Raw genomic sequence first — 13,168 nt, 5'->3', positions numbered from 1 at the left:
CGCGTCCGGTATGGCGGTGTTCGCCCGGCTCACTCGGGGGACAGTGCGCGCAGCTGATCGAGGTAGGTGCGGGTGCGTGGATCGCCGGGGAAACGTTCGATGATCTCGCGGGCGACCTCGCCGGCGATCCACATCAGCGACGGCAACGATCGCCGTTTCCCGGAGAAGGCACGCACCCCTTCGTCAACGGCGAGCTCGAGATCGCGCTGCCGCACCGCCACCACGGCCAGTGTCAGGTGAGCTTCGGAGACGCGCATCGGATTGCGCACCGAACCGTCGGCGCGGGTGGCGTCCGCGATCACCTGCCTTGCGTAGGTTTCGGCCAACTTGTCCTCGCCGGCGACCCGGCAGCAATCCATCGCGTAGAAGTCGAACTTCTGCGGATCGACCACGAAATGATTATCGAGATCAGCTGGATGATGGAGCCCATCGAGAATGGCCCGCCCCGTAGACAATGCCGCGTCCACTTCCCGGCGGTCGCCGATCCGAGCCCAGGCCTTGGCCCGCTGCGCGGCCAGCTGCACACCGACCCCGAACGAACCACAGTCGGCCAGACCAGGATCCGCCGCCTCGATCGCACCGCGATAATTGCCCTGGGTCAAGGCGAACCAGGCCGCCATTTCCGCACTCCAGCCGACGATTTCAGGATGTTCGGCCTCGTGGCCCAGCGAACGAGCCGCTCGGCGGGTGGCCTCGGCGGTGGTGCGCCGACCGAGGTCGTAGTCGACGCAGCCCACCAGCAGCGCCACCCAGCCCGCCAGTTCCAGCACCTCACGATGCTGGGACAGGGTCAGCCTGCCGTCGAGCAACGAGGTGATCCGGCGCAACCAGTTGGTGCCCTCGACGTGCAACTCGTGTGGATCCGTATAGGGGTATTCACAACACAGCCGCTCGGCGGTGATCCGGATGGCCTCGAGTGTGGCCGCGGAAACGTCCGACATGCGCAGGCGGCCGATGAATTCCAGTGTGTCCATACCGGTTGCGGCCAGCAGCTCGTCATCGCGATTGGGTCGCGACTTCGGAAAGAACGCCGCGGTGACGGTATCGAAGGCGGCTGCGATGATGGGGGCGTAGAACTCGTCGGGCCGGGACTCGCCCGATTCCCACCGTCGCCAGTTACGCAGCAAGGTACTGTCTGTCGGCAGGTTGTGGGATGACTTGGCGCGCATCGCGCGGACGGCGTCTGCTTGTGACCACCCTCTCGCGTCGCGCTCCGAGCGCATCCGGACAGCCCAGACGGGTCGATCGTCAGCAGCGGCCACGTCTGTAGTATCGCACCAGTTAACTTTCGGTGCACCGGATAGGGCACCTAGATGTCACTGGGTTGACATCTGCTTTCGCCGCAGTAGATCGGACATGCTGTACATGGGCCGATGTTGGTCCGGCCCAGCGCAACACCCCCGCATCCGCGGGGCGAGATCCCGGAGGCGCACTGCTCCCCGCCGCGGCGGGGGAAGACCCAGGAGGTACGGGTGGAAGCGTTGATCTATGGATATTTGCGTGACGATTTGGCCGAGGGCCATGGCGACGAGCTGGAAGCCGCGCTGCGCGGCCTCGCTCGCGCCGCGGGGCTCTGCTTCGCCGCGACATTCCATGAATCGACCGCGGGTGACGGTACGGCGTTCGCCGAGCTCACCCAAGAACTGAAGCGAGCCGACGCCCACCACGTGGTGGTGCCATCGCTTGATCACCTTGCCGGTCAGACGATTCCGCGAGAACTGCTGCTCGCGAAGCTGGCCAGCGATGCGGAGGCTCAGGTCTGGACGCTGCAAACCTGAGCCCCGCCGCCGCGCGCCCTATCCGAAATCGATTGTCGCGGTGGATCGCCCGTGACAGCCGGGCCGCCCTCAGCGGCCGAAGCTACCGGGCCCGCGCCGGCGCAGATACTTCTCGAACTCCGCGGCGATGGCATCGCCATCGATCTTGGCCATGGTCTCGTTGAGATCGCTCGCGGCGTCACCACGCTCCTCGAGTGAGCGCACGTACTCGCTGATCTCCTCGTCGTTGACCGTCATCTCGTTGACCGTCGACTCCCATTCCTCGGCCTGCGCGGGCAGCTCCCGCAGCGGCACCTCGATATCGAGGACATCCTCGACCCGGTGCAGCAACGCGATCGTGGCCTTGGGGTTGGGCGGCTGCGAGACGTAGTGCGGAACAGCCGCCCAGAACGACACCGCGGGTACGCCCGCCTTCACGCACTGATCCTGGAGCACGCCGGTGATACCGGTGGGGCCTTCGTAGCGGGTCTGCTCGAGGTTGAACCGCTCGGCCGCCTCCTTGTTATAGGCGGAGCCGGTGACCGGCACGGGGCGCGTATGCGGAGTATCGGCGAGCAGGGCGCCGAGGATGACCACGGTCTGCACCTCGAGCTGGTCGATGAGTTCCAGCAGATCGGCGCAGAACCGGCGCCAGCGCATATTGGGTTCGATCCCGCGCAACAACACCACATCGCGATCGCTGCCCGGCGGCGAGCACACCGTCAGCACCGTGGCCGGCCACACGATTTCCCTGGTCACCCCGTCGACCTGCCGCACCATCGGCCGATTGACCTGGTAGTCGTAATAGTCCTCGGAATCGAGTTCGGCCAGTGGTCTGGCATCCCAGATGAGTTCGAGATGTTCGACCGCACCGCTGGCAGCGTCACCCGCGTCGTTCCAGCCCTCGAAGGCGGCGACGAGCACCGGATCCCGCAACGGCGGCAGTTCCGGACCGGGCGAGGCCGCAGATTCACTCGAGTTCACCCGAGCCAGCCTACGACCAGAGCCGATTCACCGTGTCCGCGACGCGGTATTCGACGGCGCGTGTCGGGGGCAGCGTGGGCGTACCTCCACACTTGCTGCGGCCATGCGCGGTCCATGGCCGGGCGACCGGACAGTCTCCTTTGCCTCGTACCTCTAGCCCCGCTGTGTCCGGTCGCACGATGAACGGGTGTACCAGCGCGGAACGATGTACGCGCCATCTACCCTGGAGGGCATGTCTGCGTCCAGCTCCACCGCGTTCGATACCACGCTTCTCGACACGCTCGCTCGTCGTGTCGTCATCGGCGACGGCGCGATGGGCACGATGTTGCAGGCCGCGGATCTGACCCTGGACGATTTCCGTGGCCTCGAAGGATGCAATGAGATCCTGAACGACACCCGCCCGGATGTGCTGCGCAGTATTCATCGCGCCTATTTCGAGGCCGGTGCGGACGCGGTGGAGACCAATACCTTCGGCTGCAATCTGCCGAACCTTGCCGATTACGACATCGCCGACCGGATCCGCGACCTGTCGGAGAAGGGCACCCGCCTGGCGCGGGATGTGGCCGATGAGATGGGTCCGGGTGCCGACGGCTCGGCACGATTCGTGCTGGGGTCGATGGGGCCGGGCACGAAGCTGCCGACGCTGGGTCACGCGCCGTATGACGCGCTGCGTGATGCCTACACCGAGGCGGCGCTCGGCATGCTCGATGGGGGAGCGGATGCCATTTTGGTCGAGACCTGCCAGGACCTGCTGCAGGTGAAGGCCGCGGTGACCGGCAGCCGGCGCGCGATGGAGCGGGCGGGACGCCGGATTCCGATCATCACCCACGTCACCGTCGAGACCACCGGCACCATGCTGGTCGGCAGTGAGATCGGCGCCGCGTTGACGGCGCTCGAGCCGCTCGGTATCGACATGATCGGCCTGAACTGCGCGACCGGCCCGGATGAGATGAGCGAACATCTGCGGCATCTGTCGCGGCACGCCCGGATCCCGGTGTCGGTGATGCCGAACGCGGGTCTGCCGGTGCTCGGCGCCAACGGTGCGGAATACCCGCTGACGCCGGAGGAGCTGGCGGTGGCGCTGTCGGGCTTCGTCTCCGAGTTCGGGCTGGGCTTGGTGGGTGGTTGCTGCGGAACGACACCCGAGCACATCCGTCAGGTGACCGAGGCGGTGCGCGAGATCGAGCCGAGCCTGCCGCCGATCGCGGCGCGGCGCGCACCGGTGCACGAGCCCGCGGTGTCGAGCATGTACACGGCGGTGCCGTTCGAGCAGGACGCCAGCATCATGATGATCGGCGAGCGCACCAACGCCAACGGCTCCAAGGCTTTCCGTGAAGCGATGCTTGCCGCTGATTGGCAGAAGTGCCTCGATATCGCCAAGGACCAGACCCGCGACGGCGCGCACATGCTCGATCTGTGCATCGACTACGTCGGCCGCGACGGCACCGCCGATATGCATGAGCTGGCGGGCCGGTTGGCGACGGCCTCGACGTTGCCGATCATGCTCGACTCCACCGAGCCGCCGGTGCTGCAGGCCGGGCTCGAGCATCTGGGTGGGCGCTGCGCGGTCAACTCGGTCAACTACGAGGACGGCGACGGACCCGATTCGCGGTATCAGCAGATCATGCGGCTGGTCGCCGAGCACGGCGCGGCGGTGGTTGCGTTGACCATCGACGAGGAGGGCCAGGCCCGCACCGCGGAGCACAAGGTACAGATCGCCGAACGCCTGATCGCCGATATCACCGGCACGTGGGGCTTGGACGAGTCCGACATCATCATCGACACCCTGACCTTCACCCTCGGCACCGGTCAGGAGGAATCGCGCCGCGACGGCTTGGAGACCATCGAAGCGATCCGCGAACTCAAGCGTCGCCATCCCGCCGTGCAGACCACCCTCGGCCTGTCCAATATTTCCTTCGGCCTGAATCCGGCCGCTCGTCAGGTGCTGAACTCGGTGTTCATGCACGAATGCGTGCAGGCCGGGCTCGACAGCGCGATCGTGCACGCGTCGAAGATTCTGCCGATCGCCCGGATCCCGCAGGAGCAGCGCGAGACGGCGCTGGATCTGGTCTACGACCGCCGCCGTGAGGGCTATGACCCGCTGCAGAAGCTGATGCAACTGTTCGAAGGTGTATCGGCGTCGTCGTCGAAGGCCTCTCGCGCGGAAGAACTGGCGGCATTGCCGCTGTTCGAACGGCTCGAGCGCCGCATCGTCGACGGTGAGAAGGCCGGCATGGACGCCGACCTGGATGCCGCCATGCAGGAAGTACCGCCGCTGCGGATCATCAACGAAACGCTGCTCGCGGGGATGAAGACGGTGGGTGAGCTGTTCGGATCCGGGCAGATGCAGCTGCCGTTCGTGCTGCAGTCGGCGGAAGTCATGAAAACCGCCGTGGCGTATCTGGAGCCGCATATGGAGGCCACCGACGATTCCGGTAAGGGCCGGATCGTGCTGGCCACCGTCAAGGGCGATGTGCACGACATCGGTAAGAACCTCGTCGACATCATCCTGTCCAACAACGGCTACGAAGTGGTCAATCTCGGTATCAAACAACCGATTTCGACCATTCTGGACGCTGCGGTGGACAAGAAGGCAGACGTCATCGGCATGTCCGGGCTGCTGGTGAAGTCGACGGTGGTGATGAAGGAGAACCTCGAGGAGCTCAACGCCAAGGGTATGTCCGATCAGTTCCCGGTGCTGCTCGGTGGCGCCGCGCTGACCCGCTCCTACGTGGAGAACGACCTCACCGAGGTCTACCTCGGCGACGTGCACTACGCACGCGACGCCTTCGAGGGCCTGCGCCTGATGGACGACATCATGTCCCGCAAACGCGGCGGCGGCCCCGATCCCGACAGCCCCGAGGCCATCGCCGAGCGGGAGAAGGCCGCCGAACGCAAGGCCCGTCACGAACGCTCCAAACGGATCGCCGCCGAACGCAAGGCCGCCGAAGCTCCGGTCGTGGTACCCGAACGCTCGGACGTGGCCGCGGACCTGCCGGTGCCGGTGCCGCCGTTCTGGGGCACCCGCGTGGTCAAAGGCCTGGCGCTGCACGAGTACTCGGGTCTGCTCGACGAACGCGCACTGTTCCTCGGCCAGTGGGGGCTGCGCGGTCAGCGCAGCGGCGACGGGCCCACCTATGAGGAACTGGTCGAGTCCGAGGGCCGCCCGCGCCTGCGGGCGTGGCTGGATCGGCTGTCCACCGAGGGTGTGCTGCAGCATGCGGCGGTCGTCTACGGGTACTTCCCGGCGATTTCCGAGGGCGACGACGTCATCGTGCTGACCGAACCCGATCCCGCCGCGCCGCAACGGTATCGGTTCACCTTCCCGCGTCAGCAACGCGATCGGTTCCTGTGCATCGCCGACTTCATCCGCTCCCGCGAACGCGCCGTCGAGACCGGCCAGGTGGATGTGCTGCCGTTCCAGCTGGTCACCATGGGCCAGCCGATCGCCGATTTCGCCAACGAACTGTTCGCCGCCGACAACTACCGCGACTACCTCGAAGTCCACGGCATCGGCGTCCAGCTCACCGAGGCGCTCGCCGAATACTGGCATCGCCGCGTTCGCGAAGAACTGGTCCTGGACGGGCATTCGGTCGCCGACTCCGACCCCGACGACGTGCAGGACTACTTCAAGCTCGGCTACCGTGGGGCGCGCTACTCCTTCGGCTACGGCGCCTGCCCCGAACTCGAAGACCGCGCCAAACTCGTCGACCTGCTCGACGCGGGCCGCATCGGCGTCAATCTGTCGGAAGAACTGCAGCTGCACCCCGAACAGTCCACCGACGCGTTCGTGCTGCTGCATCCGGAGGCGAAGTACTTCAACGCTTGACCGACGGCACCCGGGGGCGGCGCTCCGGGTGCCGGTCTCGCTCGCGTTGTGACCGTTCTCACGGATAATCGTCGGCAGGTGGGGTAGGGGTGATCGCCCGGACTCGCGCACCGCGGTGACCTGGCCATTTCCGAATCGGTGGGGTCGAGTTCCGGCTCACCGCGGCGCCGGTTCGGCGTGAGAACGTCGCGACACCGGTCCGCCACACCGGCGACGCCGCCGAAACCAGCAACGCTGCTGGAACCTGTCGGACGCTTATGCCATTGTCGGAGGGTGGCAACTGCATCCGGGGCAGTCGGCGGATGCGTTTTCATCCTGCAGCTCACCGGTGCAAACAACTTCGGCGCGTAGAGATCCCAGGATCCACCTGGACCACGCGCGGAAGGGTCGAGGACTCGGCGGGAAAGCAGGAGGGGCGCAACCTCATGACGGCGGATCGGTTGATCGCTGGACGGTATCGGCTCACGGATCCGATCGGCACAGGCGCCATGGGCGTGGTGTGGCGAGCCACCGACGTCCGATTGCGGCGCACCGTCGCCGTCAAACAGGTGCTGCTCGGCCCAGGCCTCACGCCGGAAGCCGCACTCGAGGCGAAATTGCGCGCCAAGCGCGAGGGCCGGATCGCGGCACGACTGCACCACCCCAACGCGATCACCGTCTTCGACGTCGTCGAGGAAGACGGGCAGCCCTGGCTGGTCATGGAATACATGGACGCGCCCAGCCTGGCGGCGAAGCTGGCCGGTCGGCGAACCTTGCCCGCCACCGAGGTCGCCGAGATCGGCGCCCAAGCCGCCGCCGCGCTGGTCGCCGCACATGATGCCGGCATCGTGCACCGCGATGTGAAGCCGGCCAATCTGCTGGTCGCCGACGACGGCACGGTGAAGATCACCGACTTCGGCATCTCGCGCGCCGTCGGCGACGTCACCGTCACCGCGACCGGCTTCCTCGCCGGTACACCCGCCTATCTCGCGCCCGAGGTGGCACGCGGTGAGAACCCGGAACCCGCCTCGGATGTGTTCGCGCTCGGCTCGACGCTGTACGCGGCGGTCGAGGGCACCCCGCCGTTCGGCGAGGGCGACAATCCGCTGGCGGTACTGCATGCGGTGGCGCGCGGCCAGGTCCGTCCGCCGGCGAACGTAGGCGATCTCGGTCCGGTGCTGATGCGGTTGCTGTCGGCTGACGTCGCCGAACGCCCGACCATGCGTGAGGCCCAGCGTGCGCTGAAAGACGTTGCGGCGGGCCGCAGTCCCAAGATGGCCGCCCCCGCCACCACGAAGATCCTGCCGCAGCCCTCGCCCGCGTCGGCAATCGGCGGGGCGGATGATTCGACGCAAGCGGTGCCTCGCCCGGCCACCGTCCCCGCCGCAGCTGCGCCGGGACCGGTCACGAGTCCTGCCGCGCCCGTCCCGGTTCCATCGAGCGGGCCCGGCCGTGGCCGCATGGTCGCCGTGATGGCGGGTGTCGCGGTCGGCATCCTCTTCCTGGCCGGCTTGATCGCCGCTGCGATGAACGGCGGCGGCGAACCGTCGGCGGACGGGTCCGGATCGCCGACGGTGACGGCCGCGCACCCCTCGGTGGCAGCTCTCGGTCCCGATGGCGCGGGGGAGTCCGAGTCCGGCGACGACGCCCCTACCGAGCTGACAACCACCGCGCAACCCACGACGGCATCGACCACCACGAGCCCGACGTCGACCACCGCGTCCACTACACCGAGCGCGTCCACCACTCCGACCACGCCTACCAGCGTCACGACCAGCTTCGGACCGCCGACCCCCGACCGAGTGGCTCAGTTCGTCAGCAGCTACTACGGCATGCTGCCGGGCAATGCCGCCGGCGCGTGGTCCATGCTCGCGCCCAGCTACCAGGCGCAGACCGGCCAGAGCGACTACCTGAACTTCTGGTCCGGCATCAGCGCCCTCACCGTGCACAACGTCACACCCAACGGTGAGACCGGGGCGACCGTTTCCATGACCTATACCCTGAAGGACGGTTCGACCTCCACCGAGAGCCGGTGGATCCAGGTCGCCTCGGACAACAGGCGGTTGCTGATCGCCAATTCGGGGCTGTAGGGGGACGACAAGGAGACGATTCGGGTGAACACGCGGCTGGCCGGAGTGCTGTGGGATATGGACGGCACGCTGCTGGATTCGGAGAAGCTGTGGGACATCGCCGTGCGCGACCTCGCGGTCGAGCTCGGCTCGGAGATGACCGACGAGATCCGTCGCTCCCTCATCGGAGCCTCCGGCCCCAACGCTTTGCGCATCGTGTTCACCGGGCTCGGCCTCGATCCGGACCCGGAGGCCATGCGGGCCGCGGGCGGCTTCCTGGAGCGTCGAGTCACTGAACTGATGGCCGAGCCCATTCCGTGGCGGCCCGGCGCCAAGGACGCATTGGCGATGGTGCGCGCGGCCGGGCTGCCCAGCGCCCTCGTCACCAACACCAAACGGTCGCTTGCCGAGTTCGGGCTGGACACGCTCGGCCGGGAGTACTTCGACGCGTCGGTCTGTGGTGACGAGGTTCCGCACGGTAAACCCGACCCCGCCGTCTACCTGCGCGCGGCCGAACTTCTCGGCCTCGACCCGAAAACCTGTGTGGCGGTTGAGGACTCGCCGACCGGTGCCGCATCGGCGGAGGCTGCCGGCTGCGCGGTACTCGTGGTGCCGTGCGAGATCGCGGTCCCCGAGGCGCCCACCCGTTCGCAGCGTGACTCCCTCGTCGCGCTCTCGGTGACGGACCTGCACGATGTCCTGCGTACTCGGTACCCGCTGGATCAGGCCTGAGCTACGACGTTGCTGCCGGGGTATTTGCCCTGGTCGAACTGTGTTGCCGTGCAACGAGACCGAGCGGTTCGTGACGATTGTCACCGCCTATCTCGGAAAAACCCGGGCGTGTCGGGAATAGTCCGATAACAATGTCGCTATGGCAGCGACGGTAGCCCTGGACGAGATCGTCGACACCACTCGCTTTCCGCTCACCGAACCCGATAGCGCCGGCTGGCGCGCGGCGGTGGCGGCTGCGCGAGCCGACCTGGCGCAGGACGGATGCACCGTGCTGCGCGAATTCATCCGGCCCGATCTGCATGAGCGCTTGCGGGACCAGGGTGAGCAGATGGCGCCGCACGCGCACTATCAGGTGGAGCGGGTCAACGCCTACAACATTCCGCTCGATACCGAACTGCCCGAGGATCATCCGGGTCGGATCGTGCTCGAACGCGGCAATGCGTTCGTCCCCCGCGACCGTATCGACACCGACGCGCTGATTCACCAGCTCTACACCAGTCAGCTGTTCCAGCGCTTCATCGCCGACTGCTTCGAGCTGCCCGGCTTGCACGAATTCGCCGACCCGCTGGCCGGTCTGGTGCTCAACGTCGTCGCGCCGGGTATGTCGCATCCTTGGCATTTCGACACCAACGAATACACCGTCAGCATGCTCACTCGAGCGCCGGAGGCGGGCGGTGTTTTCGAATACTGCCCCGGCATCCGCTCGCCGCACGCGGAGAACCTCGACGACGTGCGTGCGGTGCTGACCGGATCGGGTGCGGGTCTGACCCAGCAGCTCGAGCTGCGTCCCGGCGATCTGCAACTGTTCCAGGGCCGCTACTCCCTGCATCGGGTGTCCCCGGTGAGCGGCCGGACCCAACGGCATACGGCGATCTTCGCCTACAGCGACCGACCAGGTGTCATCGGCACCGTGGAACGCACCCGCCAGCTCTTCGGGCGGGTGCTGTCGGACCATCACGCCGCGGCCGATGCTGTCCGTGGCGACCGGCTACTCGACTGAGCAGCACAGTTCGACCCGAGAGGAACCATCGTGTCCGTGCCTATGCACACCACCGGGAAAGCCTCCTTCGACGATATCTACGACCGTCCCGATCCGCGCGAGTACTACGCGCGCATGGCCGAATTGGATTACTGCATACCGCAATTGGCGAAGCCGCATTTCGAGCAGCAGCTCGCCGAATACAGTGCGGCGACCGGGGTCGAGGCGCCGACCGTGCTCGATATCGGCTGCTCCTACGGCGTCAACGCGGCACTGCTGCGACTGGACACGACCATCGATGATCTGGGGGAGCACTACCGCGGCGCCGATGCCGGCGATCCGGCCACGCTGATCGCCAGGGACCGGGCCAGGCTCGACGCCGAGGACATCCGACCAGAGGTGCGCTTCGTCGGCATGGACGCCGCCCGTCCCGCGCTGGACTACGCCCAGGCCGCGGGCCTGCTGCACGACGCGGTGCACGCCGATCTGGAAGCCACCGACCCCACCGACGAGCAGCGTGCGGTGCTGGCCGGAGCCGATCTGGTGATCTCGACCGGATGTATCGGCTACGTCACCGAGAAGACGCTGCTGCGGGTGGCCACCGCTCATCCCGAACGCAGGCCGTGGATGGCACACTTCGTATTGCGCATGTACGGCTTCGATGCGATCGAGGGCGAGCTGTCGGCTCTCGGCTACCGCACCGAGCAGGTGCCCGGCGATTTCGCCCAGCGCCGCTTCGCCTCGGATGCCGAACAGGCGCAGGTGTTGAATACTCTGTCCGCCAACGGAATCGATCCGACCGACCGGGAAGACAGCGGCTGGCTCTACGCCAACCTCTACCTCTCCCGCCCCGCCGCCTGACACATACCCACGCCGCAGCCAGACACATAACCACACCGAGGAAACCGACTTGACCGAACGCACGTTTGCCGCCGAGGACCACCTACCCCGGGTACCGCTGCCGACGCTGGAGGACAGCTGCACCCGGTTCGTGGAGTGGTGCACGCCGCTGCTCAGCGCCGACGAACTCGCCGCCACCGAGGCCGCCGTCGCCGACCTGCTGCGCCCCGGCGGCCCGGGCCGGACCCTGGATACCGCACTGCGCGACTACGACGCCACTCCCGGCGTCGGCAGCTGGCTCGACGAGTTCTGGCCGTCGCGGTATCTGGGCCGGCGCGACCGGATCGCGCTCAACGCCAACTTCTTCTTCCTGTTCCGCGACGACACCACCCTCGCGGCGTCCACCGGCGCGGGACAGGTCGAGCGGGCGGCCGGGATCGTCAGCGCCGCCGTCGACTACAAGCTGGCCCTGGACCGGGAGGAGATCCCGCCGGTCACTCAGCGTGGTCAGCAGCTGTCGATGTGGCAGAACAAGTACCTGTTCTCCGAAACCCGCATCCCGGGCGAGGAGCAGGACAGTGTGCGCGTGCCCTACAGCCCTGAATGGCCGGGCCCGTCCGACGCCCGTCACATCCTGGTCTTCCACCGCGGCAGCATGTTCCGGATGGAGGTCATCGGAGCCGACGGCGCACCGCACAGCTTCGAGGACCTGACCGACGGCCTGCGCGCCGTCCTCAAGGCGGGAACGAAATACGCGGCCACCGATACCGCTGTCGGCCATCTGACCACCCTGCCGCGCGCGGACTGGGCGCGCAGCCGGGCCGCTCTGCTGGCCGACCCGGTCGACGCCGCCGCGCTCGACACCATCGAGACCGCGCTGTTCTGCGTGTGCCTCGAGGATTTCGCGCCGCGCGATGAGGCCCACGCCTGCGACATCCTGCTGCACGGCGACAGCGCCAACCGCTGGTTCGACAAGGCGGTGTCGTTCATCGTCTTCGCCGACGGGCAGGCCGGTATCAACGTCGAGCACTGTGGTTTGGACGGCACGACGATCCTGTCGTTCGTCGACACCTTGCTCGAGACCACCGCCGCCGATCACGCCGAACGATCCGGTGCGCAGCCGCAGGGGCTGCCTGTGGTGGAGCCGATCGAGTTCCGGCTCAGCGCCGAACAGCGTGGTGAGATCGGGGCGGCAGGCGCGGCGTTCGCACACTATGCCGCCGAGAACGCCACCACCACAGTGTCGTTCGACGATTTCGGGACCGCGAAGGCCAAGCAGCTCGGGATTTCCCCTGACGCTTTCGCCCAGCTGAGCTATCAGCTGGCCCACCGCCGCAGTAAGGGCATCACCGGCGCCACCTACGAATCCATCGCCACCCGGCAGTACCGCAACGGCCGCACCGAGGCCATGCGGGTGATCACCCCGGAAATGGTGGCGTTCGTGGACGCCATGCAGGACGAGTCCGCCGACACCGCGACCCGCCTCGCCGCCGCCCGCACCGCCGCGGCCGCCCACGTGGCGCGGGCCAAACAATGCCAGGCCGGCGAGGCGCCGGAACAGCATCTGTGGGAGCTGGAGTGGATCCAGCGCCGCCGCGGTGCCGAACTGGGCGTCACCGATCCGATCGCGCTCTACACCAGTCCCGGCTGGACGATCATGCGTGACGACTACCTGAGCACCAGCTCGGCGCCGTCGGTCAACATCCGGTACTTCGGTTTCGGCTCCACCAGTCCGCGCTGCATCGGGGTGGCCTACGTGCTGCTGCCCGATCGCTGGAATCTGTACCTGGCCACACCCGCGCCGGTCGCCGATCAGATGCACGCCTTCGCCGGACATCTGCGGACCGCGGTCGCCGACCTGCAAGCCCTGCTGGCAGCGCACTGACGTCCGGGTCGAGTGGTGGGCCGGGGGCGCGGTTGCCGGCGGGCAGCCCGCGACAGGGAACGGGTTGGGGGGGTGTGTAAAAAAAACCCCCACGGGAGACATTAAGGGGCCTGG

General features: G+C 67.3%; 9 protein-coding genes. 7 read left to right on the top strand and 2 right to left on the bottom strand.

Features of this window, described 5'->3' with window-relative positions; translation table 11 throughout:
* Positions 1 to 29: 29 nt before the first annotated feature.
* Positions 30 to 1,262, bottom strand: coding sequence for an XRE family transcriptional regulator (locus tag ACFXNW_RS08505; RefSeq protein WP_379416984.1), 1,233 nt, complete (start codon positions 1,260 to 1,262; stop codon positions 30 to 32).
* Positions 1,263 to 1,472: 210 nt separating this feature from the next.
* Here ACFXNW_RS08505 and ACFXNW_RS08500 point away from each other — a divergent pair, with 210 nt between their 5' ends.
* Entirely contained in the window at positions 1,473 to 1,778 is a 306-nt protein-coding gene (locus tag ACFXNW_RS08500; RefSeq protein ID WP_379416983.1) for a hypothetical protein, read from the top strand.
* A gap of 69 nt (positions 1,779 to 1,847) precedes the next feature.
* Here ACFXNW_RS08500 and ACFXNW_RS08495 read toward each other — a convergent pair whose 3' ends face one another.
* On the bottom strand, positions 1,848 to 2,741 hold the full coding sequence (locus ACFXNW_RS08495; protein ID WP_379416982.1) for a PAC2 family protein: 894 nt from the start codon (positions 2,739 to 2,741) through the stop codon (positions 1,848 to 1,850).
* Positions 2,742 to 2,973: 232 nt separating this feature from the next.
* Here ACFXNW_RS08495 and metH point away from each other — a divergent pair, with 232 nt between their 5' ends.
* The 6 genes from metH to ACFXNW_RS08465 all read left to right on the top strand — a co-directional run bounded on the left by metH (position 2,974) and on the right by ACFXNW_RS08465 (position 13,054).
* Positions 2,974 to 6,570: a methionine synthase gene (gene metH, locus ACFXNW_RS08490; protein ID WP_379416981.1), complete on the top strand. Its 3,597-nt coding sequence runs from the start codon at positions 2,974 to 2,976 to the stop codon at positions 6,568 to 6,570.
* Positions 6,571 to 6,995: 425 nt separating this feature from the next.
* Complete coding sequence (locus tag ACFXNW_RS08485; protein WP_379416980.1) at positions 6,996 to 8,639, top strand: serine/threonine-protein kinase; 1,644 nt, start codon at positions 6,996 to 6,998, stop codon at positions 8,637 to 8,639.
* 24 nt (positions 8,640 to 8,663) lie between these two features.
* Positions 8,664 to 9,350 (top strand): HAD family hydrolase, encoded by a 687-nt coding sequence (locus tag ACFXNW_RS08480; RefSeq protein WP_379416979.1) that lies wholly within the window; start codon positions 8,664 to 8,666, stop codon positions 9,348 to 9,350.
* A 139-nt stretch (positions 9,351 to 9,489) separates the two neighbouring features.
* The gene (locus tag ACFXNW_RS08475) at positions 9,490 to 10,350 is read left to right on the top strand and encodes an arpA protein (protein WP_379416978.1); all 861 of its coding nucleotides are present in this window, start codon (positions 9,490 to 9,492) and stop codon (positions 10,348 to 10,350) included.
* A gap of 30 nt (positions 10,351 to 10,380) precedes the next feature.
* A complete protein-coding gene (locus ACFXNW_RS08470) occupies positions 10,381 to 11,190 on the top strand; it encodes a class I SAM-dependent methyltransferase (protein WP_379416977.1) in 810 nt (269 codons plus the stop codon).
* A gap of 49 nt (positions 11,191 to 11,239) precedes the next feature.
* Complete coding sequence (locus tag ACFXNW_RS08465) at positions 11,240 to 13,054, top strand: choline/carnitine O-acyltransferase (protein WP_379416976.1); 1,815 nt, start codon at positions 11,240 to 11,242, stop codon at positions 13,052 to 13,054.
* Positions 13,055 to 13,168: the final 114 nt, after the last annotated feature.

Source organism: Nocardia sp. NPDC059180, assembly GCF_042754945.1.
Classification (GTDB): Bacteria; Actinomycetota; Actinomycetes; order Mycobacteriales; family Mycobacteriaceae; genus Nocardia.
The sequence above is the reverse complement of the archived record's forward strand: the minus strand, read 5'-3'. Positions and strand labels throughout refer to the sequence as shown.

Bases quoted from the DNA above. Each gene is read 5' to 3' on its own strand.
- ACFXNW_RS08485 (WP_379416980.1), top strand. From the start codon at position 6,996: ATGACGGCGGATCGGTTGATCGCTGGACGGTATCGGCTCACGGATCCG.
- ACFXNW_RS08475 (WP_379416978.1), top strand. From the start codon at position 9,490: ATGGCAGCGACGGTAGCCCTGGACGAGATCGTCGACACCACTCGCTTT.
- metH (WP_379416981.1), top strand. From the start codon at position 2,974: ATGTCTGCGTCCAGCTCCACCGCGTTCGATACCACGCTTCTCGACACG.